This window comes from Paenibacillus sp. Y280 (assembly GCF_056786335.1).
This window is the reverse complement of the sequence record NZ_JBXCIW010000003.1, coordinates 101,673-126,059: the sequence shown is the minus strand read 5'-3', so window position 1 is coordinate 126,059 and position 24,387 is coordinate 101,673. Positions and strand designations below refer to the sequence as shown.

Annotated in this window: 28 protein-coding genes; 10 read left to right on the top strand and 18 right to left on the bottom strand. The window is 44.2% G+C overall.

Going from position 1 to position 24,387, the window contains the following annotated elements; translation table 11 throughout:
* Positions 1-13 precede the first annotated feature (13 nt).
* Together AC1TPC_RS05120 and AC1TPC_RS05115 are read right to left on the bottom strand one after the other, a co-directional pair.
* Positions 14-1,024 (bottom strand): ABC transporter substrate-binding protein, encoded by a 1,011-nt coding sequence (locus AC1TPC_RS05120; protein WP_482065776.1) that lies wholly within the window; start codon positions 1,022-1,024, stop codon positions 14-16.
* A gap of 176 nt (positions 1,025-1,200) precedes the next feature.
* Positions 1,201-2,715, bottom strand: a complete 1,515-nt coding sequence (locus tag AC1TPC_RS05115) for a carboxypeptidase M32 (protein ID WP_482065775.1) — start codon at positions 2,713-2,715, stop codon at positions 1,201-1,203.
* Positions 2,716-2,854: 139 nt separating this feature from the next.
* On the opposite strand from AC1TPC_RS05115, the gene AC1TPC_RS05110 reads away from it, so the two are divergent.
* Positions 2,855-3,187: an iron-sulfur cluster biosynthesis family protein gene (locus AC1TPC_RS05110; RefSeq protein WP_482065774.1), complete on the top strand. Its 333-nt coding sequence runs from the start codon at positions 2,855-2,857 to the stop codon at positions 3,185-3,187.
* Complete coding sequence (locus tag AC1TPC_RS05105) at positions 3,184-3,750, top strand: beta-class carbonic anhydrase (RefSeq protein ID WP_482065773.1); 567 nt, start codon at positions 3,184-3,186, stop codon at positions 3,748-3,750. The genes AC1TPC_RS05110 and AC1TPC_RS05105 overlap by 4 nt, the downstream gene beginning before the upstream one ends.
* 24 nt (positions 3,751-3,774) lie before the next feature.
* Here AC1TPC_RS05105 and AC1TPC_RS05100 read toward each other — a convergent pair whose 3' ends face one another.
* A complete protein-coding gene (locus tag AC1TPC_RS05100) occupies positions 3,775-4,314 on the bottom strand; it encodes a DUF309 domain-containing protein (RefSeq protein ID WP_482065772.1) in 540 nt (179 codons plus the stop codon).
* Between the two features lie 192 nt (positions 4,315-4,506).
* Here AC1TPC_RS05100 and AC1TPC_RS05095 point away from each other — a divergent pair, with 192 nt between their 5' ends.
* The 3 genes from AC1TPC_RS05095 to AC1TPC_RS05085 all read left to right on the top strand — a co-directional run bounded on the left by AC1TPC_RS05095 (position 4,507) and on the right by AC1TPC_RS05085 (position 7,317).
* Positions 4,507-4,923, top strand: a complete 417-nt coding sequence (locus AC1TPC_RS05095) for a hypothetical protein (RefSeq protein ID WP_482065771.1) — start codon at positions 4,507-4,509, stop codon at positions 4,921-4,923.
* Positions 4,923-5,204: a YxcD family protein gene (locus AC1TPC_RS05090; RefSeq protein ID WP_482065979.1), complete on the top strand. Its 282-nt coding sequence runs from the start codon at positions 4,923-4,925 to the stop codon at positions 5,202-5,204. Before AC1TPC_RS05095 ends, AC1TPC_RS05090 begins: the two co-directional genes overlap by 1 nt.
* Positions 5,205-5,397: 193 nt before the next feature.
* Positions 5,398-7,317 carry a glycosyl hydrolase family 18 protein gene (locus AC1TPC_RS05085; RefSeq protein ID WP_482065770.1) on the top strand — a complete coding sequence of 640 codons (1,920 nt, stop codon included), beginning with the start codon at positions 5,398-5,400 and terminating at the stop codon, positions 7,315-7,317.
* Positions 7,318-7,417: 100 nt separating this feature from the next.
* Here AC1TPC_RS05085 and AC1TPC_RS05080 read toward each other — a convergent pair whose 3' ends face one another.
* The 5 genes from AC1TPC_RS05080 to AC1TPC_RS05060 all read right to left on the bottom strand — a co-directional run bounded on the left by AC1TPC_RS05080 (position 7,418) and on the right by AC1TPC_RS05060 (position 13,544).
* Positions 7,418-9,451: a putative bifunctional diguanylate cyclase/phosphodiesterase gene (locus tag AC1TPC_RS05080; protein ID WP_482065769.1), complete on the bottom strand. Its 2,034-nt coding sequence runs from the start codon at positions 9,449-9,451 to the stop codon at positions 7,418-7,420.
* Positions 9,448-11,115: a methyl-accepting chemotaxis protein gene (locus AC1TPC_RS05075; protein ID WP_482065768.1), complete on the bottom strand. Its 1,668-nt coding sequence runs from the start codon at positions 11,113-11,115 to the stop codon at positions 9,448-9,450. Before AC1TPC_RS05075 ends, AC1TPC_RS05080 begins: the two co-directional genes overlap by 4 nt.
* A gap of 23 nt (positions 11,116-11,138) precedes the next feature.
* Entirely contained in the window at positions 11,139-12,131 is a 993-nt protein-coding gene (locus tag AC1TPC_RS05070; protein ID WP_482065767.1) for a BMP family lipoprotein, read from the bottom strand.
* 270 nt (positions 12,132-12,401) lie between these two features.
* Entirely contained in the window at positions 12,402-12,974 is a 573-nt protein-coding gene (locus AC1TPC_RS05065) for a DUF305 domain-containing protein (RefSeq protein WP_482065766.1), read from the bottom strand.
* Positions 12,975-13,145: 171 nt separating this feature from the next.
* Positions 13,146-13,544, bottom strand: a complete 399-nt coding sequence (locus AC1TPC_RS05060) for a hypothetical protein (protein WP_482065765.1) — start codon at positions 13,542-13,544, stop codon at positions 13,146-13,148.
* Positions 13,545-13,867: 323 nt separating this feature from the next.
* Between AC1TPC_RS05060 and AC1TPC_RS05055 the strand changes: the two genes are divergently transcribed.
* On the top strand, positions 13,868-14,251 hold the full coding sequence (locus AC1TPC_RS05055; RefSeq protein WP_482065764.1) for a hypothetical protein: 384 nt from the start codon (positions 13,868-13,870) through the stop codon (positions 14,249-14,251).
* Between the two features lie 444 nt (positions 14,252-14,695).
* Here AC1TPC_RS05055 and AC1TPC_RS05050 read toward each other — a convergent pair whose 3' ends face one another.
* Complete coding sequence (locus tag AC1TPC_RS05050) at positions 14,696-15,070, bottom strand: RrF2 family transcriptional regulator (protein WP_482065978.1); 375 nt, start codon at positions 15,068-15,070, stop codon at positions 14,696-14,698.
* A 109-nt stretch (positions 15,071-15,179) separates the two neighbouring features.
* Complete coding sequence (locus tag AC1TPC_RS05045) at positions 15,180-16,058, bottom strand: AraC family transcriptional regulator (protein WP_482065763.1); 879 nt, start codon at positions 16,056-16,058, stop codon at positions 15,180-15,182.
* Between the two features lie 222 nt (positions 16,059-16,280).
* On the opposite strand from AC1TPC_RS05045, the gene AC1TPC_RS05040 reads away from it, so the two are divergent.
* Positions 16,281-16,709 carry a VOC family protein gene (locus AC1TPC_RS05040; protein ID WP_482065762.1) on the top strand — a complete coding sequence of 143 codons (429 nt, stop codon included), beginning with the start codon at positions 16,281-16,283 and terminating at the stop codon, positions 16,707-16,709.
* Positions 16,710-16,811: 102 nt separating this feature from the next.
* Here AC1TPC_RS05040 and AC1TPC_RS05035 read toward each other — a convergent pair whose 3' ends face one another.
* The 4 genes from AC1TPC_RS05035 to AC1TPC_RS05020 all read right to left on the bottom strand — a co-directional run bounded on the left by AC1TPC_RS05035 (position 16,812) and on the right by AC1TPC_RS05020 (position 19,072).
* Positions 16,812-16,988, bottom strand: coding sequence for a DUF7002 family protein (locus tag AC1TPC_RS05035; protein WP_482065977.1), 177 nt, complete (start codon positions 16,986-16,988; stop codon positions 16,812-16,814).
* A gap of 165 nt (positions 16,989-17,153) precedes the next feature.
* On the bottom strand, positions 17,154-17,558 hold the full coding sequence (locus AC1TPC_RS05030) for a rhodanese-like domain-containing protein (protein WP_482065761.1): 405 nt from the start codon (positions 17,556-17,558) through the stop codon (positions 17,154-17,156).
* A 39-nt stretch (positions 17,559-17,597) separates the two neighbouring features.
* Positions 17,598-18,098 (bottom strand): DinB family protein, encoded by a 501-nt coding sequence (locus AC1TPC_RS05025; RefSeq protein ID WP_482065976.1) that lies wholly within the window; start codon positions 18,096-18,098, stop codon positions 17,598-17,600.
* A gap of 32 nt (positions 18,099-18,130) precedes the next feature.
* Entirely contained in the window at positions 18,131-19,072 is a 942-nt protein-coding gene (locus tag AC1TPC_RS05020; RefSeq protein ID WP_482065760.1) for a catalase family peroxidase, read from the bottom strand.
* 318 nt (positions 19,073-19,390) lie between these two features.
* On the opposite strand from AC1TPC_RS05020, the gene AC1TPC_RS05015 reads away from it, so the two are divergent.
* Positions 19,391-19,702, top strand: coding sequence for a hypothetical protein (locus AC1TPC_RS05015; RefSeq protein WP_482065759.1), 312 nt, complete (start codon positions 19,391-19,393; stop codon positions 19,700-19,702).
* A 48-nt stretch (positions 19,703-19,750) separates the two neighbouring features.
* Here the strand turns inward: AC1TPC_RS05015 and AC1TPC_RS05010 are convergent, their stop codons facing one another.
* On the bottom strand, positions 19,751-20,293 hold the full coding sequence (locus AC1TPC_RS05010) for a DUF1697 domain-containing protein (RefSeq protein ID WP_482065758.1): 543 nt from the start codon (positions 20,291-20,293) through the stop codon (positions 19,751-19,753).
* Between the two features lie 33 nt (positions 20,294-20,326).
* Between AC1TPC_RS05010 and AC1TPC_RS05005 the strand changes: the two genes are divergently transcribed.
* Entirely contained in the window at positions 20,327-20,809 is a 483-nt protein-coding gene (locus AC1TPC_RS05005) for a hypothetical protein (protein ID WP_482065757.1), read from the top strand.
* Positions 20,810-20,874: 65 nt separating this feature from the next.
* Here the strand turns inward: AC1TPC_RS05005 and AC1TPC_RS05000 are convergent, their stop codons facing one another.
* From AC1TPC_RS05000 to AC1TPC_RS04990, 3 genes are all read right to left on the bottom strand, one after another.
* Entirely contained in the window at positions 20,875-21,786 is a 912-nt protein-coding gene (locus AC1TPC_RS05000; protein ID WP_482065756.1) for a hypothetical protein, read from the bottom strand.
* Positions 21,787-21,861: 75 nt separating this feature from the next.
* Complete coding sequence (locus AC1TPC_RS04995) at positions 21,862-22,317, bottom strand: hypothetical protein (protein ID WP_482065755.1); 456 nt, start codon at positions 22,315-22,317, stop codon at positions 21,862-21,864.
* Positions 22,318-22,496: 179 nt separating this feature from the next.
* Complete coding sequence (locus AC1TPC_RS04990) at positions 22,497-23,105, bottom strand: acyl-CoA thioesterase (protein WP_482065754.1); 609 nt, start codon at positions 23,103-23,105, stop codon at positions 22,497-22,499.
* A 171-nt stretch (positions 23,106-23,276) separates the two neighbouring features.
* Between AC1TPC_RS04990 and AC1TPC_RS04985 the strand changes: the two genes are divergently transcribed.
* Positions 23,277-24,185: a LysR family transcriptional regulator gene (locus AC1TPC_RS04985; RefSeq protein ID WP_482065753.1), complete on the top strand. Its 909-nt coding sequence runs from the start codon at positions 23,277-23,279 to the stop codon at positions 24,183-24,185.
* The last annotated feature ends 202 nt before the right edge of the window (positions 24,186-24,387 follow it).

The following is a 24,387-nucleotide window of genomic DNA, read 5'->3' as shown; positions in this document are numbered from 1 at the left end:
CCTGCCCACGCGGTTATTTCACCGCTTCGACCGCTTTTTCAGCAAAGCTTGTATCTACCAGCTCGCTATGCTCCGTCCGTTTTTCCAGTTCACCCGCTGTTGTAATGACGTCAAGCAGGTTATTCCACTCCGCTTCGTCAATGATCGGATCCGTGGCGAACGAGCCCTGCTGCTTGTAACGATCGATCGAGCTTTTTAAAATATCGCGATCTACATTTTCAAAATAAGGAAGCACGACTTCCGTAATCGCTTCGGCGTCGTTGTCCTGAACCCAAAGCTGTGCTTTATGGATCGCATTCGTGAACGATTGAACCGCTTTTTTATTTTTCTGGATATAGCTTTGCTTCGCCATGAAGACCGTGTAAGGCAGATGCCCGCTTTCAGCGCCAAATGATGCGACAACTTGACCTTTGCCTTCCTTCTCAAAAATCGAAGCCGTCGGCTCGAATAACTGGACATAATCGCCTGTTCCTGATGCAAATGCTGCCGGAATGTTCGCAAAATCAACGTTTTGGATCAGCTCCAAATCGGCCTTCGGATCGATGCCCAGCTTCTTCAGCGCAAATTCGCCAGCCATCTGAGGCATGCCGCCTTTTCTCTGTCCTAGAAAAACACTTCCCTTTAACGAATTCCAATCAAAATTGGCGTCCGCCTCTCTGGCTACAAGGAACGTCCCATCGGTTTGCGTAAGCTGAGCAAAGTTGATGATTGGATCGTCCGTCCCTTGCTGATAGACGTAAATAGACGTTTCTGAGCCGACTAGCGCAACGTCAATGGCGTTCGAGAGCAATGCCGTCATCGTTTTGTCGCCGCCCGGCGTCGTCGTCAATTCCACGTCTAGCCCTTCCTCTTCAAAGAAGCCCTTCGCTACCGCTACATACTCCGGCGCATAAAACAATGAGCGTGTTACTTCTCCGATTCGGATTTTCACTTTATCCGAATCCCCTTTGCCGCAGCCTGCCAATACAGCAGTCATGACGAGTGTTACACAAAGCAGCAGCGACATTACCATACGTCTTTTCATTTTGGGTCCCTCCTGCGCATTTTGCGTTAAATAGATGTACTCCAGCCTATGCGGTAGTGCCATACGCGGTGAATGCGCGCAAAAAAAGAAGGCTGCCCGCGTGTCGTCAATTTGACGGTCGGACAGCCTTCGATTTGAAACTGGAACAGAACTCTTGATGAAATATACCGTACAGCTTACAGCTTATAAATATCTGTATATTTGTTCGTTAAATACGTAACCAAATGCTGTGGGTCCAGCGGCTTGCCCGTTACGCTCTGAATAAGCTCGGAAGGCGTTCTCAGCTTGCCGTATTTGTAAATGCGCTCGACGAGCCATTTTTTGATGGGCAGCAAATCGCCGTTGCCTACATTCGTCCAAAAGCCCTGCAGCTCACGCTCCATCGTATCTGCAATCTGTGCCGCGTACATATTGCCAAGCGAGTAGGATGGGAAGTAGCCGAATGCTCCTCCTGACCAGTGTACGTCCTGAAGGACGCCTTCCGCATCGGTTGGCGGGGTTATGCCTAAATACTCTTTATATTTCTCGTTCCATATCGCAGGCAAATCAGCAGCCTTCACACCTTCATTGAAGATGAGCTTCTCCATTTCGTAGCGAATAATAATATGCAGGTTGTAAGTCAGCTCATCGGCTTCAATACGGATAAGCGATGGCTGCACAACATTGTTTCCGCGATAAAACTGATCGACGCTAACATCAAGCTGACCAGGAAAACGCTTTTGCAGCTCACCGAAATAACGATTCCAGAAAGGCCTGCTGCGGCCAATCACATTTTCCCAGAATCGGGATTGCGACTCATGGATACCCATGGAAGTGCCTGTGCATAGCGTCGTGCCGATCAGCTCTTCCATAATATTTTGCTCATAGAGCGCGTGGCCGCCCTCGTGAATTGTGCCAAATAAGGCGCTCGTTACATCGTCTTCTAGATAACGGGTCGTAATGCGCACATCGCCTGGACTTAGACCAGTCGCAAATGGATGGACGCTTTCATCCAATCGTCCCGCTTCGAAGCTATAGCCCATTTGCTCCAATATGTATAAGCTGAATGCTTTTTGCGCAGATTTATCATAATTCTGCTTAAGGAAGGATGCATCCGGCTGATGCGGTGAATTTGCAATCGCTGCTGCGAGCGGAACCAGCTGCGCACGCAAGCCGCCGAATACACGGTCGAGTTCGGCTACCGTCATGCCTGGCTCATATTGATCGAGAAGCGTATCGTAGCGAGTCGCTTGCGGCCCCCAAAGATCGATAAATTGATTCGTGTATGAAATAACCTTCTCCAAATACGGCTGGAAGCTCGCATAATCGTTATTTGCTTTCGCTTCCTCCCACTTCGATTCGGATTGCGAGGATAGAACAACATATTCTTGATAAAGCTTAGGAGGAATTTTGACGCTGCGATCGTATTCCTTGCGAGTCTCCGTCACTAGTCTCTGATCAATATCTGTAAGCTCCGGATAAACCGAGCTATCCTCAAGCGTTGACAGCCATTCGCCCAGCTCAGGCGAAGTAGAAAGCTTAAATTGGTCGGCGGACAAGGCTCCTATAACCTCGGAACGATTATCCATCCCTTTGCGAGGTGCGCCTGTACGCAAATCCCAGTAGAGAACCCCGAGCGCTTCTCCATAGCTGGATATTTTGCGAATCGTTTCTTTAAAGCTCTGCAGAGCATCGTTATGATTTGTCGACATCAGTTATTCCGCCTTTCCATATTGTTATCGGATTAGTCTCATTCATCTGAACTTCACTTGATCTTCATTATTCCAATCCTTATAATCATCTTAAACCTGCTAGACAGACTGTGCAATAGAGAGAAAGAGAGGGAACCATATGCATATCCTATTTTCGAAAGCAGCCATTGATCGGTTATCTCCCTATTTACAAGACGGGAAACATCAGCTAAAGCTGCTCCATGATACGGAAGGCTGCGGCTGTGTCGTCAGCGGCGTTCCGGCGCTTCAGCTCATTAGCGAGCCATCGGTCGACGACAAGCTTGCGCAAGGCGAACCATTCCCCTTCTATTATGAACCTCGTCATGAGATTTTTTATGAGCCTCAGCTCCGGGTCGATTACAACGCGGTTAATGACAGCTTTAGTCTGAAGAGCGACAGCCAAATATATACGATTAACCTTCGATTCATAACAAAAGGAAGTGCAGCATGAACAAAATCGACGAAATTTTAACCTATAATAAACGATTTGTAGAAGATCGCGAATACGAAAAATATGCAACGAGCAAATATCCGAACAAACGGATGGTCATTGTCACCTGTATGGATACGCGTCTAACCGAAATGCTTCCTAAAGCGATGAATCTTAAAAATGGCGATGCCAAAATTATTAAAAACGCAGGTGCAATTGTCACTCAGCCCTTTGGCAACATCATGCGAAGTGTCCTCGTTGCGTTATATGAGCTGCAAGCTGATGAGGTGTTTGTCGTGGGCCATACGAACTGCGGCATGACCGGAATTAATCCCGAGCAAATTATTCACCACATGGAAGAACGCGGCGTTTCAACCGAGACCATTACTACGCTCAAGCACTCCGGGCTAAATCTTATGCGCTGGCTTACTGGCTTTGACAATGTGCGGGACAGCGTTATAAATAGCGTAAGCATCATTCGCAACCATCCATTGCTGCCGGCCAACATCCTCGTCCATGGATTAATCATTGATTCGGAAACGGGCGGACTAGAACTGGTTGACCCCGCTTATCAACAGGTTTAATAGAAAAAGGGAGCATAACGGCTGTTAAGACAGACCGCTGCGCTCCCTTTTCTTTGCTGTATAAGCTTCCATTCTTGCAGCGATAACATCGGAGCGGTCTCTTCTCGTATGTCGATGAATAATCGAATCATCGTCCATCGGACTAGGCGCACCCCATATTAGGCCTCGGCTTTCGCAAGCTTCCTGACATAAAGAAAAAACATCCCCGCTCAAGAGTTGCAGATTCAAATCCGCATACATCGAATCTTTGTCCATCTGAAGCGCAGCAATTCTCTGAATCAATTGCTTTTGCAAGCTGTCCTTATCGATGCCAAGCTCCTCAAGCGGAGATGCCGATAATTTCCGCTGGGCTTGTGCTAACATTTTTAAAGCTCCCTGCAAATTGCCTCTCCGTTCATGATAAAGTCCTACCGCCAGTTGGATAAGCCCTACCCAAGTATCCGCTAACGGATCTTCAGGATGCTCCTTCCAATACTCCTCAAGCAGCTCGTGACATTCAAAATAATCTCGAGTTGCATGGAATTCAACCAAATAAGTGATATAAGCATTGGGAAAATTATTCATTTCATCCTCCATGCAAGCCGAAATTGTAATGACGCTTTGTCATTATTTTATAAAAATATTAGCATATGTCGCTTATACTTTCATACATTTAAACCAATCCTATATAAATAAATGAAACCTGCAACCCCTATTAGCCGTATTTTAGTTGGCAAGCAATTGATGTATCAAGCATATCAGGAGGAGAAAAGACAGATGAAAAAGGGATTCATGGTCATGCTGGCATTCGCGCTATTCTTTACGTTAGGGTTCGGACAATATGCCGATGCAAAACCACGCGGCGGCATTAAATCTCCAAAGCAAGGCGTTACGCAAAACCCAAAGAAATCAGAAAATGTTAGCCAAACTAATCCCGGCAAAAATGCGGGTACGAATGCAGGAGCAACAAAACCAGGCTTTTTTAGCGGCGGCAGCCTAATGAAAGGCCTAATGATCGGCGGCTTGGCTGGTCTGATGTTCGGCAGCTTGTTCGCCGGAATGGGCGCATTCGGCAATATTCTTGGTTTAATGATTAACTTGCTCGCTATATTCGCGATCATTATGCTGATCCGCGTAGCGTTCGTCTATCTGCGCAGCAAGCGTAACCCGCCAGATCAACGGAGACCTTACTAATCGTGCGTATTTATACGGATGAAATTATAAACGCCATCTGCCTGAACATGGCCGATCGAAGGGGCGTAAGCCCTACGGACGTGGAAGTGCAGCTCTCATGGGAAGAGGAGTATGGATATACGGCCGAGGTTTGGGTAAATGGCCGCAGCCAGTTCATCATAGAGGCAAATATACTCGAGGCTATCGAGCAATATATCTATAAGCAATATAATCTCCGCGTCTTCCGCTCTAACATTACGCTGGACGCTGACGAGGAGTTTTGGGCTGACATTGCCGAGTAAGAACAGGAAAGCATCCAGAAGCTTGCCTTTATCATCCTGATAAAGCGGCTCATGGATGTTTTTTTTGTGCTTTTCCGACTATTCTCTTCGTCTGTTAATTATTACTAATGACATATTGATAGATTTCCAGCAACCTCCCTTCTCCTCTTGCGTCTAACTATAGATGTGCGAGAGGAGAGTGTAGAGACAGCTAATGAGAAGAAAAATGAGCGCAGCTTTGATGCTGCTGTTGCTCTGCCAAACGCTAATGACAGGCACTGTCGGTATCGTAGACGCTGCAGCGACGCAAATGACAAAATTTCGAGTCTTCCAGAATGACCAAGCGCTGCGTGAATTCGCATCACAGGCGGAGGCGATCGCTTTTGCCAAAAAATTTGGATACAGCCATGTGGAGAAAATTGCTGACCGCGGCTGGGTTTGGGATAACTTCCCGCGCTATAAGCTTTATCAAAATGGCCAAACGAACTCAAAATGGGAGTTTAGAACCTATGATCAAGCATGGGCAGCTGCTAAGAAATTAACCAATGTACATATTCGCGATCTTGAAAACATCGGCTGGGCTTATCAATCTTATGCGAAATTCAAGCTATACCAAGGCGATAACACAAAGGAGAGCTGGTCCTTCCTTACGCTTGCAGCAGCTAAACAGGAAGCCGAAAATTGGGGCAACGCGCATGTAATCGAACTGTCGACGAACAAATGGGTTTGGGGCAACCAAACGGATGCTCAAATCAAAGCGCTGCGAGAGGCGAGACCTGTCTATCAAATGACGGTGGATGGGATCCCTGTTGAGGGGCAGCCGCTCTTTTCTTTCCTCCTTGATGCGATCAATGCTTCTTTTGATATCCCAGGCAGTGAAGTCCTTAACACAGCAACAAGCAAGGTCGTTCATTCGAATGTTCAAGATTATGTCGTTAAGCAAAATGGTACCGTTGTCAGCGCTACCATCAGCTTAGATGCCGCTGTACAGCTTGCAAAAAAAACACCGAATGCAGAGGTTTATTTTAAAGGCTGCGTCTATTGGTCCGGCATTCCTTATCTATCCGTTTTTCAAGGTGAAAAAAAACGAAGAGCGTTTAACACGCGAAGCAGCGCAATTGCGTTTGCAAAAGCGTATGCTAACAGCAGCGTAAGAACGAGTGAGGGCCGCAAAGTGTGGAGCAACGCCAAAACCCTCGTCTATCTGGGATGGAACGGCAGCACGACAAGCCAAACAGTTTTAAGTCACGTGGCCAATACGCAAGGATTATCGATTGATTCTCCTACCTGGTTCGAGCTTGCCGCAGCAGATGGCTCCATTTCGGATACATCGGATCAAGCCACTGCAAGCATGCTTAAGAAGCAAGGCATTAAAGTAATGCCGCTTGTTCATAATCAATTCAATAAGAAGCTAACCTCAGCGTTTCTTGCCAACGCCTCTGCAAAGCAGAAGTTTATTGGCAATCTCGCAGCTAAACTCTCAAAGCTTGGAGCAGCTGGCGTCAATCTCGACTTTGAGGAAGTAGCAGGCAGCGATCGAAAGGCATACACCGCCTTCGTTACCGCACTAGCGAAAGCGGTTCATGCCAAAGGCATGCAGCTATCCATCGACCTGCCAAGAGGAAGCTTAAGCTGGAATCACCAGACCGCATATGATCATGTTTCTCTCTCAGCGGTGGTAGATACGGTCATCATTATGGCCTATGACGAGCATTGGAGCGGGAGCAGTACGCCAGGCTCCGTAGCGGGCTTGAAATGGGTAGAGGAAGGCGTACAGCAATTTTTAAGCTATGGTATTCCACGGAGCAAGCTCATGCTTGGCATTCCGTTCTATGTCAGAGAGTGGAAGCTCGATAGCAATAACAAGCTGGTCGGGAACCGTGCGATTTTCATGAAGGAAGTTCCAAAGCTAATCGCTGATACGAACGCTCAAGGCGTTTTAGACAAAGAATCGGGACAAATGAAATATAAATATATCAAGGATGGCTACACCTATCTATTCTGGGCGGAAACGGAAGCCACAGTCAAAGCACGCATCAATCTAGCAAAGGCTTACGATCTTGCTGGTGTCGCTGCATGGCGGCTCGGCTACGAGAGCTCTGATCTTTGGACGATGATGCTTCGAATGAAATAGCAAGAAAAAGCCCCCATTCTCTGCAATAAGAGAATGGGGGCTTTTGTATATTTGTACATGGAAAGATAAATGCAAAATAACAAAGTTGCTTAAATCAACATTATGATTTCATAACAGCGAGTTGGATATAGTTTTCCATATCTTCGACAGGCAGCGGGCGGCTGAACAGGTACCCCTGTACTTCATCGCAGTGATGCTCTTTTAAGAACGAGAGCTGCTCTTCCGTTTCTACCCCCTCTGCAGTTACGAGCAGATCGAGATGCTTTGCCATAGAAATAATGGTACTGACAATCGCTCGGTCATTCTCATCGAATGTCAAATCTCTGACGAAGGATTGATCAATCTTCAATCTATCGATTGGAAATTTTTTCAGGTAATGCAGCGAGCTATACCCGGTTCCAAAGTCATCGATTGCGATATGGACGCCCAATTGAGTGAGCTCTCTCATCATAGAGATTGCATGTTCGACGTTCATGGTCATGCTTTCCGTAATTTCAATTTCCAATAGATGCGGTGGCAAATGCGTTTCCTGCAATACTTTCCGAACCTCATCGACAAGATTCTGCTTAACAAATTGTCTCGTCGATATATTCACCGAAACTTTTACATCAAGCGCCAGCCCTTGGTCAATCCAACGCTTCATTTGCAAACATGATTCTAGCAGTACCCATGAGCCGATCTGGTGGATAAGTCCCGTTTCCTCCGCGATCGGTATGAATTTCCCAGGAGGAATCATTCCGCGTTCCGGATGATGCCAACGTACTAACGCCTCCAAACCGCTTAATTTATTCGTATGTACGTTAATCTGAGGCTGATAGTAAACGACTAGCTCCTGACAAGCCAAAGCCTTATGCAGCTCACTCTCCAAAATCAAATAATCGAACCCTTCCTCCGTAATTTCAGGATTGAAAAATTGGATACTGCCTCTGCCGCGTTCCTTGGCTTGATAAAGCGCTATGTCAGCGTTTTTGATTAACGTTTCGGAATCCGTACCGTCATAAGGGTAGATTGAAACGCCAATGCTTGTTGATAGATGAATGTTCATCCCTTGCAAGGAGAATGGCTTCTTGATTTCCGTAAGCATCGTATGCGCCAGCATCGATATTTCCGACTGCTCCGCATGCGGGATAATGACCATAAATTCATCACCCCCTACGCGTGATACGGTCGCCTGCTCTCCTACGCATTCGCTTAACCGACCAGCCACATGCTGCAGCACCTTATCACCGAAGGTGTGACCGAGCGAATCGTTAAATTTTTTAAAAAAATCGAGATCAAAAAACATAATGCCAACCAATACCCGGCTTTGCTCTGCATCATCCATAGCTTCATTTAGCTTTTTGTAGAAAAAATGACGGTTTGTCAGATTCGTCAATTGATCATGGTAAGCCATATATGCGACTTTCTCTTCCGATGCCTTTCGTTCTCTAATCATCGTATTGAATTTGATTGCCAGAACACCAAGCTCGTCATAATCGAATATCGTGGATTGCACCGCCAAATTTCCAACCTCAACCTGCTTAATCACTTGCAGCAGCTCATTGATGGATCTTGAAATGGTGCGATAAATTCGCCACGAAACAACGGAGGAGAGAAATAAGACTACGATACTGCTAATAATCGCAAAAGAAATGATTAAATGGACGCGCTTCTGCATTTCATTGTTTTTATCATCATAATAAAATTGAGATGTATGCTTAAGACGTGACACATCGTTCAAAACGCCTGACACACGAAATGAAACGCGCCTAGCCTCCAACCAATTATGAGATTCGATTATTTTCATCGCATCGTTGCGAAGCTGCTCAAACTTTTTCATTATGTGAGTCAAATACTGTTTTTCATCCGCATATAACTGCATCTCATTCATATTCCTGATATCCGAATGGATCTGCTGCAGCTTGCTGCGTATTTCGCCCTCGTTGTAATTCGAGGTCGAGTAGAAATAATTGGATAACGTTTGCTGCAAGGAAACGAATGAGCTCTCTAGTTTCTCGACGCGTATTAGTCGAGTCATTTCCTCTTTGGTCGAGGTTTGAATTTGCAGCATTGAAATAATAATGAAAGCGACCATAACGATGGCAAGCATTAATGGGAAAATCCCGTTAAAAGCAAATTTCTGCCAGAGCTTCATAATGTGTTCTCTTCATGCAATTTAAATCGTTCAAGCTGACTGTGCAGCTCGCTTGCAATTTGCATGAGATGCTTGACTTTATTCCGTGAAGACTCGAAAGCTTGCTGCTGTTCCAACGTAGATGCGGAAATCTCTTCGCTGCCGGCGGCCGACTGCTGTGTAACTGCGCTGATGTTTTCTACGGATTGCAGAACACGGCTGCTCTTTTCCTGTGAGACATTCATATCTTGCGTTAGATTTTGGAGCTGATTAACGATGTACTTTACCTTCTCTTCAATGACTTGGAAAGAATCCGATGTTTCATCCATAGCGCAAACTTGCTGCTTAGCAAGCTCGAGCCCATCTTCCATCAGGGTCGTCATCTTGTCCATGCGTTCTGTAATTTGATTCACTAAATTTAAAATGTGCGATGCTGTATGCGTAGATTGGTTCGCCAGCTTTTTGACCTCGGTGGCAACAACTGCGAAGCCGCGGCCCGCTTCACCTGCCCGTGCCGCTTCAATGGAAGCATTCAAGGACAACAAATTCGTTTGCTGTGCAAATCCGGTAACAAGTCCTGTTAACGTTTGAATTTCTGCGGCGCTTTCTGCCAAATCCTTCACCGATTGCTGCATCGTCTGCATCGATTCACGATTTTGACCAATTAATCGCTGCTGCTGCTTCATCGCCTCCTGGCCTATAGACACCGCATTCGCAGCCTCTTCACTATAATGGCTTGATAGAAGCGATGCCTTCACATTCGTTGTAAAGCCTTGCTGTACATCCTCCATTAAGCCAACGACAGTCATCAAATCCTCGGAGACGACCTGACTGCCTCTAGCCAGCTCATCGGTTGCGATTGAAATTTGGCTGACAATTTCCGATAAGATTTGGTTGTCGGAATCAATCTCCTTGGCATTGATATCAATTTTTGAACCTGCTTCGCCTAAGGATTGCGCCATAGCATGCAGATTGCCGACCATAAGTGCAAATGATTGACTCATCTCGACGATTTCATCGCGTCCCTTAAGCTGCGGTACCTGGACACTTAAGTTGCCGGAGGACACTTCTCTTGCGCATTGATTGAGCTGGGAAATCGGATCAGTCATCCGCTTGGTCATAATTATACTGTAGGCGGCTGCCAGTAACAGAAGCGCGATTCCGCTGATCGCAGATACCGTCCATATTTGGTTTAGCTGCTTCTTAAGCTGCTCGTTTGCAGTTTTGTAATTGTCGTTAGAGGTTAAAACCAGTTCATGAATGTCGTTCAGGATGCCAGCAGCACGCAGTGATTGCCGCTTTGCTTCCGCACTATTCCCCTCGTTTAGCGCTTTGTCCGCATCAGCCTTTAGCTTCTGGAATTTCACCGAAATCGCGATAATTCTCTTCTGTTCATGAGGATCTGTGATCTGTCCGTTTAATGCTTCGATTTGCTGATTCAACTGATTGAAGATGCTTGTTGCTTCCGATTTATTATTTTCACTCGTCACGAAGGAAAAGTTGCTTAGTGATTGCTGACTCAAAATCATCGTTCCCTTTAGTTGTTGAATGTTCATCATCGTTTCGACTTGTCCATTGCTAGAGGTCTGCAAGCTCGTCATACGAACGATAATATAAACAATAATTAAAATTGCAGGAACTAAGGAAGCTAATGCGTTCATTAACAATTTTTCGCGAAGTTTCAATGTCCATTACCTCCATTTTCCGCTTAAGGCTTGCTTGTCGTTATTGTAATTCCTCCGCTGAGCAGTGTGCTTTTGAGGCTTTCAAACGTTTTCTTTTCTTCCGGCGTAAATGAAGTGATTCGGAGCGGTGCCATTCCTACGCCATTTTCTTTGAGCCCGTAAACGATCTGCTTTTCCGGGAAATTCTTCTCCTTGAGAAACGTTTCAACAGCGGAATAGATGGCGACATCCACATTTTTCATCATAGACGTAATGACCGCTTTTTCAGCAATAAAAAATTGATCATTGTCAACGCCAATAGCAAGCTTGCCCCGCTTCTGCTCCTCTTGCAGTACGCCTACGCCCGTATATCCGGCAGCAGCGAAAATAATATCGACGTTTTGATCATCATTCATTTTGGCTGCAAGCTGGCTGCCGAGCTCAGCATTGCCGAAGTCGCCGGCATATTCGACAATGACTTTTGCATTCGGATTCGCGGCCTTAACGCCGGATACAAAACCTTGACCGAACTTATGTATAACGGGAACGTCCATCCCACCGATGAAGCCGACCGTATCGGTACGTGTTTTCAATCCGGCGACAACCCCGACTAAGAAACTGCCTTCATCGTCTTTAAAGGTTAATGATGCAACATTAGGCAGCTCGGAAACATCGTCAATTAAAATAAATTGCTGTTCCGGATATAGCTCTGCTACCTTTTCCAAACTTTCTTTTACTGCGAAGCCTAGCCCTACAACCAGATCACATTGTTCGTTAACAAGCTCAGTTAGTCCTTGTTCAAAGCTTTCTATATCCGCCAATTCTCGATAATCTAATTCAATGCCTAGCTCGTCGCGCGCTTTCGTCAGTCCCGAGAAAGCCCCGTCGCTGAAAGATTGGTCTCCTAGACCGTCATTGGAAAGCATAATGCCAACTTTCAGGCGTTTGGGTGCGGCAGGCTCTTCCTTTAATCCGCATCCATTCAGTAAGATGGTCATCATAAGCGGGAAAAGAATAAGGAATCGAAATGATTTCATATTACTACATGCCCCCATTGAGTATAATGTCGAATTAAACAGAAAAATGTCTAATTAAGGTTATTGTAAGTTTTAATTAAGCTAGTTGTATTATGGGGATATTAAGAGATTGTAAAATCCGGGACTTTAGTGTCGATGAAGTGAGATAAGGGAATAGAACTTTCAGCTCAACTATTCCGCTCTAAGAACTATTTTTAATAGATAGCATTGCCCTTGAATTGAAAAAGAAGACCATTATTCAATTGAATAATAAGGCCCTCTTCTTGAGTTTTAACAGTTATCAAGCTGTAGAAGCAGCAATTTCATTTTTTCTATACCCTCAGACTGAGAAGTGATAATGGCATTTAGAATAGACTGAAGTGCTGGACAGATCGGAAACGCAAGCGCGTTGTTTGACATTTGAACAGCGCCCTCGTGGTGAGGAATCATTTCTCGTACAAAATTAGCATTTACACCATTCGTAACAGGAGCTGACGCCATTTTACTAAACATCGATTCAGCTATCTCATTGAAATGATTATGATATCGATAGAGATCGGGGTTCGTATTTGTCATCAAGCTGCAGCTATATTGTATGGCCTGCATGCTGGAGATGCTTTTTGTTTGTTCAGAAATAATTGATGTGGCAATACTTTGCAGCTCAAGATTTGTTGTGTACTTAAGTATATTGTTGGACATTTCAATCGCTGCAAAATGGTGAGGAATCATCTGCTTAATAAAGTTGCTCGAAATACTTGTAGTGAGGGGTACAATGGTCATATTCCTTATCATCGTACTCAAGATATTGTAGTAAGTTTCTAAATAAACACTAGTCACATGGCTTAATGCGTAATTTCTATTCATTAGGATGAAATCCCCTTTCAGAATAGTATATGCATGGCATGAATGTCCGGTGCTCCGGGACAAAGCTAAGCTGAGACAGATTGTTTTTTTCATTGTGACTTAGTTACGGTTTCTTCTATCCAGACCTAGGCGGTTCGGATCGTGTTATTCGTATCCTTTTCATTCTTCCTTCTAACGATATTTTTTAGAAACGATAAACTCTGTAATCGGAAGTGTTATAAATGCAAGCCCAATTGCGATGACTAGCGGAATATTTTTAATGTTATTTATTTCGAAAACTCTTTCCGAAACAATTAATACGATTAGCATGAATAGAAGTAATACATAATAACTTATTTTTGAACTTATCAATGTGATTTGTTTATCCAATTCATCCTTTTTACCTTCATGTTTTCCATTCTGTTCTCCCCAAGTCATAGATTGAAACAAAAATACAATGCCTAAAAAAACAAAAAAGATTGTGGAAGAATTTATTGTCTCCTTGGTCATCCATTCAAATACAGCTAAACCACCGGTGCTAATGATTATAATCAGAGAGCAGATAACACTTATTTTTTTTACGATTGTCACTTCTCACTCATTACTCCCTTCGAATGAAATATAAATAATTTCTCTATAGGAAGACCTAAGACTCTGGACAAAGTAAGTGCAAATTGTAAACTAGGATCATACTAGTTATTTGCGACAAGCCCTTCGTCTTTTTTGATCTCTAATGGTATTTTTCGACACAAACACCTGCATAATGGAAATATATTTTCACATTCAGAATAGCATTAATTGATAAAATGTCAAACATCTTTTACATAAGTTGCTTCGTTCAGCAACAAATATACGACCAAATCTTAGGAGTGTGAATAATGTCCAATACTCAACTCAAAAACGGAGAGCTAAACGTGATTTGCGCTGAAGATTGCGGAAATGCGCCTAAAAAAATGCTGATCAAGGATTTTAACATCGCTTTTGCAAATTACGATATTGGCTTTATTAATGAAAATATTTCGGGTGAGGTTCGCTGGAATTTAGTCGGTGAGCAGCTGGTTATTCAAGGGAAAGAAGTTCTAGCCGCAACGCTGGAACAAATGAAAAATAATAAAGCGATTGAATTACAAATCAATACCATCATTACGCATGGAAATACCGGAGCTGCAAACGGAATAATCAAATATGAAAAGTCCAAAACCTATGCTTTTTGCAATGTATATATGTTCAGCAGTGCAGCCAAAAATGCCAAAATAATAGAGATCACCTCTTACGTAATTGAAGTCCCGTCACCATAAGCTTCCCACATTAAAAAAGAGGCGGTCCAAAGCCTTATCATGGTTTCTTTCGTCCACTGTTGAAGTGAGGATTATAAAAGAGCTGAGCCTCCAACTCCACTGTCAAGGTGTGGTTGGAGGCTTTTTCAATTAAATATTTGAGTCTGGCTTATTCCGTATTTCGGTTTTGTGTCAGAGAAAGAGCGGACAGGAGATCCGTTATATTTATGTATTGACTATTTAGACGTAATAGGCGGACAGGAGATCCGTTATCTCCACTTAAACAAGGTTAAAATGGGGTTTTCTGAGTGATTAGCGGAACCTGAGTCCGCGAACGCCACAATAATCGTTGAATTAGAAAAAATAAAGGTTTCTCTGTCCGCTGAAGTCCCAGTTTACGCCTCCGCCAACTATGTGCTAAATGCGTATTGGTTTGACTGCTGTTGATAAGCGCTTTACTAGCGCCTAGATGTATATGGTTAAATCGCAAAAAAAATCAACTCTCTTCATCACATCAACAATGGTATACTGCTGTAAATATTCAATCGTTCTCTGCTCGGCTTCAAAGAGAATCTTCTCTAGTTCCGTATCCAACTGCTGTCCGGCTTCTCCACAATCCACATCGACTTCGGGCTCAGCAGCCGAGTATATCTCCCCTAGTGTAATCTGATCTGCGGATTTCCTTAATGTATATCCTCCCTCTCTCCCTCCCTTGGACTCTACGATACCTGCTGTCGCAAGCGCCTGCATCACCCTGCGTAAAAAAGTAGCATGCGAATTTACTTGAGTGGCAATCATCGCGCTTGATAAAATGTTGCCGCATTCCGCTAACCAAACGATCGAATGAACCGCCTTTCATGTTCAAGTTTCACTCCCCTCCCCATCTCCAAAAAAACAAGAGCAGATGAGTCCCATCTTCTCAGGAAAATCATCCGCTCTTATCGTCCACTTACATTCCTTTTTTTAAAACCGGTATCCATATTTCGCTTCTAAAAGCCGGTGAGCTTACATCCTTATGCTCGTTCCACAGAAGTTCTGGCCCCATTGTTTGTTCGTAATTTGAGGATGGGAACCATTCGGAATAAATGCGTCCCCACACCTCTTGAAGCGCAGCAGGAAACGGTCCAACCGCTTCGAATACGGCCCATGACAATGCAGGCACTTCAAGCTGGGACAAGTCAGCTGGGCACTCGCTCGTCGTTGCAACGCCGATATAATGATCAAGCTCCCCCTTTTCCTCCATTCTGCCTTCAGAAAAGTTGGTGGATGCGCTAAGCAAACCAAGCGGAGCGACATTTGACAAGCTTTTAAGCACATTAATCAACTCTTCATTTAAGCTTCCCCACATCGAAGCAATTTCCTGGTTAACGCCATGGAATACAATCGGAACCCTTTTCTTAAGCCCGATGATGCGAAATGCTTCTTTTTCTTCAATGCGATAGTTCATTTCACGGCCTCCTTTTATAGATAATTGAAAGCTCATTCGCGGAAAGGCTTTTAATGGCTGACCATTGTTTTTAGCATCCGTAGGATTTACCCCATGCAAGCTTTGAAAAGCACGTGTGAAAGAGTCCGGTGAGCTGTAACCGTATTTAATCGCAAGATCAATTATTCGAATGCTGCTGCTAGTCAGCTCGAGTGCTGCAAGAGTAAGACGTCTACGGCGAATATACTCCGATAGCGAGACACCCGCAAGGAATGAGAACATTCTCTTAAAATGGTATTCCGAACAATAAGCTCGCCTTGCCACTTCTTTAAAGTCAATCTCATAAGTGAGATTCGCTTCAATATAATTTATTGCTTCGTTCATGTTCTCAAGTGAATTCATCTAAAACCTCCCTCCCACACCCTTAGATTAGCATAAAGTTGCATCCATATATCCGACATTTGGTGCACAATAACGAAGGGTAATGATACGCATGACGGATGCTTCTATCAACCTGATTATTTACAATATATATGAAATCGTATATTTGAATTATTTCTTGTAAATGATACAATATGAAAGCGATATACCTATCAATACTAAACTATTGAGGAGTTGAAACAAATGGCTGTCGATCCGTATCTTAACTTTAATGGAAATTGTCGTGAAGCGGTTGAATTTTACGCTGAGGTTTTCGGAACAGAAGAACCAAATTTTATGACCTTTGGAGACACTCCGCCTAGCCCAGAATATCCTTTGCCAGAGGAAGCGAAAAGTTTAATTATGCATACACGCCTTAACATCGTAGGAAGCAATGTGATGTTTTCTGATGTTTTTCCAGGCATGCCTTTTGTTGAAGGAAATAACATTAGCCTCGCAATCGTCCACGAGGACGTAGAAGAACTCAAGTCTTTATTTCACAAGTTGAAAGAAGGCGGCAATGTAGTCATGGAGCTTCAAGAAACGTTTTGGAGCAAATGCTACGGCAGCTTAAAAGATAAATTCGGAATTGAATGGCAATTCAACTATGACAATGGTGAAATGAACTTCTAAATGTTTCCATACAGCTAGTTTCAAAAATAGGGTATAGTACTTTTCTTTTTTGAAAAGCGCTGTACTCTTTTTTATTTATCCGAGCTCACTCCTCGTCATCCCTCATACATGCTTGAATGTCAAATCTGCAAAAGCTCTGCCAGCGTTTTCCAGCGCACTGGAATAACGTTGCATTGGCAAAAACATATCCGGACTTTTCCTGTAGGAACAACGTGCTGGGAACCGTGGCGCGCTCCCCAAGTCGTATTTAGATAACTTCACTGCTTGATAATGCTCCAACAATAAAAGAATAGGTATCGAATGCAAGTATGGCAAACTCTAAATGCAACTGCTTGTGGATTCATTGATTTTTTTGGGGAAAATAAAACGGTTAGCAAACAAGAAAAGGAACTGCACACCGGCAGCTCCTTTTATTTGCGATATATAGCCTAATAATGAAGCCTATTATCCAACGGTCAGCTCTTCAACATCAAATCCGGCTTCTTTCCAAGCAGCTGTTCCGCCGTCGATATAAGCTACGTCTTGAAAGCCCATTTGCTTAAGCAGGTAGGCACCTAAAGCTGCTTGTCCGCCAGCACCGCATGTCACTAGGATGGAGCGATTTCTGTCTGAAAGCCGTTGATCCCGCAGATGCTCCGGCACACCTAAGTCCGCGCGGATGGGCAGCATGCCTAAGGAAATATGTGCGCTGCTTGGAATGAGACCGCATGCCCCAGCATCTACAGCATCCTGTACATCAATGACCAAAGTCTCAGGGTTAGAAAGCATTTTTTCTCTGGCTAGCTTTGAAGAAACTCCTGGTACTTGCTCCCGCGCTTCCGTTACCATATCTTTAAATGTTTTTGCCATTTTGGTTGCAGCTCCTTTTTGTATAATTGGACGATACTCTTATGCAGGGTATCCTCCGCCTGGCGGCGGCCAAGCTCCATTTATTCGGCGAAGCAGTACAATTTCACCCAAATGATAGGAATTATGTGAGGCAATATTGCGCAAAATACCTGCCTTCGTTTCCGTAGGATAATGTTCAATCTTCTCATCCAGCTGCGTCTCTCGAGCAATCTGGCAGGCTTTATCTACTCCATTTAGAAAATGCTGAACAACCGCTGCCCATTCCTCATCATTCTCCGGACGTTCCTCATTAGGCCAACTCTCCATGACATGCGATGGCAATTCAGGTTTGCCTCCCTCCAGGAAGGTTAACAAAAAGCTTTGCCAGTAGCTCATATGCTTTAATAACTGATAGATGGTGTAAGGTGCTTCGCCCGTTCGTTTGCCTGCTAGCTCTGCAGTAATATCAGGCAATGCTCTAGCAATTGGAATATGACCGCGCTCTCCTATTAGTGATTTCACTAGCGCTTCACCAAAAGCTTGATTGGATTCATTAAACATCATCGTTGTTTTCCTCAACCTTCTGGCAGGAATTATTTTTGACTGCGACGAGCATGTGATTCTGAGTAAGCAAATCTACGGAATAGAAGAATAGGATCATCCGAGCATTCAATCCCTGCGGTAAGAGAAGTCGGGTCAAAAACTCGCGCCTCGCACTCTTCTTCTTGATTTTCCAGTTCTGCTGTGATGGATAAGCGGCCAACCATTATTTCTTTGCGATCATCCGGCCAAGCAACGGTTGAATCGTCGGTAGGATCTCCCTCTTCACCAATCTGCAGATGCAAGGCGAATTCTACCGGTGATTTGCTTAAACGCTCAGACAGTTCTATATCCATATAGTTGGCAGCGCGCTCTGCAGCTTCTTCTTTGGTTAGTGTCGCTACACCCGCAGCCGGCTCCCAGCGATAGCGAACAGGTTGACGCTTTCCTTCACTGTTTATCAAGAAGAATGCATGAATGGCATGGTAGCGGATAGTTGCAAAGCTGGCAGGAGCAAGCACTGCTTTAGCTGTTACAAGGCCCGCTTGGCTCTCAGGATGCCTTTGCAAAAATGCTTTTAACTTCTCCTGATTTGGGGTGCCCGATTCAGGGTCGATCTCAATAGAACTAAGCAAGTCAATAAAGGCTTCAGCCGTTTTGGCAATGAAAATCGGTATCGTTGCTGATACCAGATCCGTCGTGCTTCCGTCAGGCAATTGGAACTTCACAGCCATTCCTTTAACTGGTGAAAGAGCGTCCGGTAAACCAGGAATTGGAGAACTATTGGACAAACGAACAACTGCAGGTACAGGTGTTGTTTGCAAATGTGCAGCAGTAGTTAGGGAACTGGCCTCGCCCGTAGGTGTGAAAACAGCTTCGTAGCATTTTCCTTTGGCGTGAGCGCGTCGATGGCGCGGATAGGTTCCAGCAACCTTCTCGATTGCTTGGATTGCCTCTTCCGCTAATTTGGTTTGTGAATTTGTTGTTTTCTCCATTTCATCATCTCCTAAATTAACCATTAAAGTCATCTTCTTCTTAATGGATTGTGTAAAATTTAATTTAATAAAATCATATTACATCATATTTATTCCAAATGTCAAGCAAATTACACTCATAGCTCCATTATCAATCAGGCAAAAAAGTAGCATGCCCTCAAGGTTAATAACCTTGCTAGTCAGCTCCAGCTTTTCTTCATCTATAAAGCAGCATTGCCTGTACAAAGGCCCTTTTCATAGATTCAGTACAAATGTACAAGCATAAATCTATCAATCTCCATATGATGCTATTAATTCTAATTAAGGGAGATGATCGAATTGCCAAAGAACAAAAGTGATGGCAACAGAACTGGCGGCAACAGAACTGGCGGCAACCGTACTGGCGGTAACAGAACCGGTGGCAACCGTACTGGCGGTAACAGAACAGGCGGAAACAGAAGTGGTGGAAATGTTCAACGTATCTTGTCTCAAATTGGTGTTGGTACTCCTAATATCCGTATTCATTTTGATGGAACTTTCCACACAGGCACTTTCTTAGGATTTAGCAATGGATCCGTAGTCGTTCTTGATAACGGAGTTCCGCGCTATATCAAGGTTTCAGCTGTAACTGCCGTCGATGTTGGCGTGTAAATCATCTCTAAAGGAGTGCCTGAGCAAGGCGCTCTCTACATATGCTTCTCAGCGAGCCTCCACAGCAGCTGCCATAGCGGCTAGCTTGAGGACTGTTTTCCAATTGCGGGCCGTTGCAGGCAATAGCTTCTGAAATTTTTTGGGGAGATTAGAATCGAGCATGCTTCTGCTGTAAAAGAAATAAATGTCTCTTCCATCAATGAGGTATTCGTCTTGATTAAGCTCAACTTCAGGGAGATTATCGATCACTTCTTGGGCAGGAGCCTTCTTTAAAAAGGTAAGATGAATGCTCTGTCCTTCTGTCAGCGCTGCAAAATCGAATGGGCATCTGTCGATAATGCTTGCAACCTCTGAGGACGTACGGAGAATAACAGCGATATTGAATTCGAAGTTTTTGCTGATCTCGCTCTCAATTCTCTCTTCCAGAATGCCCTCTGCTTCCTCCGATTCGAACATCACGTTACCGCTATTTATGTAGGTTTGCACACGTTCGAACCCCATCGCTTCGAACATTTTTTTAAGCTCAGCCATCTTAATCATATTGTGACCGCTGACATTAATTCCTCGCAATAACGCAAAATAAATGGTCATGCCTGTGCTCCCTCTCTTCCTTATGGAGATGTATTGGAAATCATCCTTATTATAACCTGTACACAAACGAAAGTCCTGCGGCGTTATTCGTCAAATCCTCCTATAAAAAGCCACGATCGTTTGACAGTCTTTTTCGCCGAAATGCTATATTCTTGTTTTGTTCCTATGCAAGGCGCGGCGGAAATATTCCAATTATTTTTAGAAAGAAAGAGGAGATGGATGATGCTAATTAAAAAGAAAACGGACATTGCTTTTATTTTAGAAAACTTTAACTCCTTGGCACAATGGGATGCTTCCGGCGAAAAGTTTTACTTCGTGTTTGCCGATCGCAAACGCGGAGGACAATGGACGCTCATGAGCTACCCGGAGGACCGTTTCAGTATACATGGGTTTGGACAGGATTATGTGGACGATGCCGAGTGCTTTTTTGAGGAGCAAAATCAAATTCATGCCTTTCTATGGGAACACCGAGCTGCATTCAATGCTGCCTTAAAACCATCAACGATGTGCAGCTAAATGTTTTGGCTCAAATGAAACAGAAAAACACACATCCATGACGTGTGTTTTTTGCTGTTTTATAATTAGACAGCAGCTGTCCCTTTATAGCTGAGTCTTTGCTGCAGCATGGAAGCCAATTCTTCCGTCGTATCCCACACAAAGGGTCGAATCGGATGAGCTTGGACGAGCTGATCATCGACGGCGCTGCGACTCACCGTCCATATGATCGGAATATTTTTACCTAGCGCATATCCTGCTGCAAAATAAACCTCTGCAGATTGATTAGTTAAATCGGCAATGATAAGCTTGCTATCCGAAATGTCCGAAATCGAATGATGCTCGCGATTATCCTGTTCGGATTGAACAAATAAACGCGGCAAATACCCGCATTGCTCGACTCTCGGGAAGATATTCTCCAGCCAATCGCTCCGCAGCCCGCTATCCTCTGGCAGAAGCACGAAGCAGGACTTTAATCTCCGGCCTCCAGCTCTAGCTGCTGCCTCGCTCCACCCTTTCTCCGTCAGCTTAAAGGTCATCCCTTCTCTAGCGACTAGCTGCGACTCTTTCAGCGTCTCAATGATGTATACGAGCTCCTGCAAATTCGGCGAATAGGTCAAGTTATAATTTTGCGACAACGGATGGATGACAACAGGCTCTAAAGGCCCATCCGAGCGCCTATATAAAAATTGAAGCAGACGACCAGCCTTTTCTTCAACGGTCACCGGTATTTTCGGAGAATTAACAATCGATTCTATATCATCGCTTGACAGTTTAACCAACACGCCGCAATCGCTTTGTTCCCGAATATATGCGGATAAGACCGGAAATTGCTTGCTTTTCTTCTGATACGAAATTGAATTAATCGCATTATAGCTGCCCTTCAACAGACTATAACCGCCGTCCGGCGCGCAGTAACAGCCCAAATAATGATCATGCTCACCCTTCGCCTCAATTGGCACGATCTCAGAACAGAACAAGCATCGTTTCTTTTCCATAATCGCAACTCACCCCTATACTGTATCTTTCGCACATCTTAACGGATATTAGGGGCAATGTGCGATTAATATTCTTTAATATGGGGTGGTAATATTTTCATTGCATGAGCACCTGCTCTCCATGCGATCACATTTGCAGCAATAATAGGGATAAAGCTCGGATTCATGATTTGGCACTGCTTCAACGATCATATTGTAAAGCACGTCGGCTTCCCCATGCTGAAGCTCCATATCACGATAGATGTCGCTTAAAGGCGGTGGATTCTGATTGTGAAAAGCAGATAAAGATACCGGTCCTATCTCCCAGCTGTTTGCAGCATATTTTTTCAATCGGCGCGGTGTAGGCTGGATTTCGCTATTTATTCGCACAATAATGATTAGAATTAACGATGATACAAGCATAACGGTTCCTGATTTCCAAGAATCCGTTAGTCCGAGTACAAGAACAGAGAAAATAATGGCTGGAAAAATAAACAGGAGCGAAAAAAGAGCGACAGCAAGCTTCACTAATATTCTCCCTATTTCGTCCATGGCTTACTCCTTTTTAATGAAACTAATGACTTTAACTCATAATATGCAGCAACAGGTTATCCCTATTTTCAGTTTTTGCATATGTCTTCTATGTGCTGAATCGAAACAAAACAGGCCACAGCGAATAAACCGCGGCAGCCTGCTTGAATCTTAATTCGCATCCAAATTTCAACCTATTGCTACCAATCCACGCCCCATGCTGACTCATATCCTTTATTCGCGGATGTCTGCGGCCTGGAATGAGCGCTTGATTCTTTGACAACTCGATCCGTACCCATAAAGCTTGCAAAATGTTTGCTTTCCTGTCTGCGGATCCGTCTTGCTTCCTTACGCTCTGGCGCCGTTTCATATAATAATCGCTCCTCGTCCGATTCCGCGATTACTCCCGGCACCTCCGTCGGCTTGTCGTCTTCGCCTAGAGCGACAAAGGTCAAGAAAGAGGTTGCGCATACTTTGCGACCGCCTGTTAACAAATCCTCGGTCACAACGCGCACAAATACTTCCATAGAGGTTTTATGCGACCAAGTGACGAATGCGTTCAAGCTTACGGCATCGCCTTTTTTAACGGGATAAAGAAAGTCTACCGAGTCGGTTGACGCCGTAACGACAGGCCGACGAGCATGCTTAGTTGCGGCAATCGTAGCCACATCATCTATATAAGCCATTAGCTTGCCTCCAAAAATCGTACCGTGATGGTTCGTATCCGGAGGAAGCACAATAGCCTCTTTTATGGTGAGTGAAGCTGATGCAGGTCTTGTTTGCAAGGGTAAAGCTAATTTTTCCAACATGTTCATGGTAACACCTTTTTTCTTTATTAAATTTTTCGATAACGTTAAGTTTACACCCGAATCACATATAGGTAAAATACATATATCGAATAGTTTTCATTCCTTTTCATTATAATTCCTCATTTTGTTGCATATAAACGATTGCTGCCCACAACTCAGGAGGCTGCCCCGATGGATCTTAAACATTTGAATTACTTTGTCGCCGTTGCTGAAGCCGGCAGCTTCACGCAAGCGGCACGCAAGCTGCATGTCACCCAGCCTTCTTTATCCAAGATGGTACGTCTACTGGAGGAAGACCTTGGGGTTCAACTGATCGACCGCTCCACCAAAAAGATCGAATTGACGGATGCCGGCGTGACCATTCTTCGTTCTGCCAAGCATATCATCCAATCATTCGAGCATATGTCCAGCGAGCTAGAGGAGGTCGTCAAATTAAAAAAAGGAATGCTTCGACTCGGCATTCCCCCAATGGTAGGCAGTTATTTTTTACCGTCCATTATTGAAAAGTTTTTGACCCATTATCCGCAAATTCGTCTGCAGGTCATTGAACAAGGCGGAAAAAGCTTAGAGCAGGATATTTTGCAAGGCGATCTCGATTTCAGCATGGTCATTCTCCCTGTCAAAGATGTGGAGAAATATCATGTCCTCCCCTGCATCAATGAAAATTTGCGGCTTGTCGTACATGCCGGGCATAAGCTGGCTTCTCTTCCATCCATCCGTATGGGTCAGCTGGAGCAAGAGCCTTTTATTATGTTTCGAGAGGACTTTACGATCCATCATCTGATCAAAGACCAATGCGCTGCTGCTGGCTTTGAACCAAAAGTCGTATTTGAAAGCTCCCAGTGGGATTTTATGACGGAAATGATTGCTGCAAAATACGGCATAACGCTGCTGCCTGAACGAATATGCCTACAGCTTGATCCCAAACGGTTCGCATCCTTAGCCGTTGTTCAGCCATCAATTCCGTGGCAATTATCGATGATTTGGCGAAAAGACAAGTACATGAGCTTTGCCTCCAGAGAATGGATTCGCTTCATGGAATCGGAGCTGCCGAATACAAATAATGAACTGCCCGAATAGGCCTTCTTGCCTACTTTATCAGATTGCGCAGCACGTTCACATGAAACCGATACCTTGTGTCTAAAATTGATATTAAAAAATTAAACTGTTGATAATTTGCAACACTTAAGTAAAATAGGTATGTAGACATATATATCCAATATAAATGAACCTTTTATCATAGGAATCAAAGGAGGCTTAAACCTATAACCAAGGCATTTAG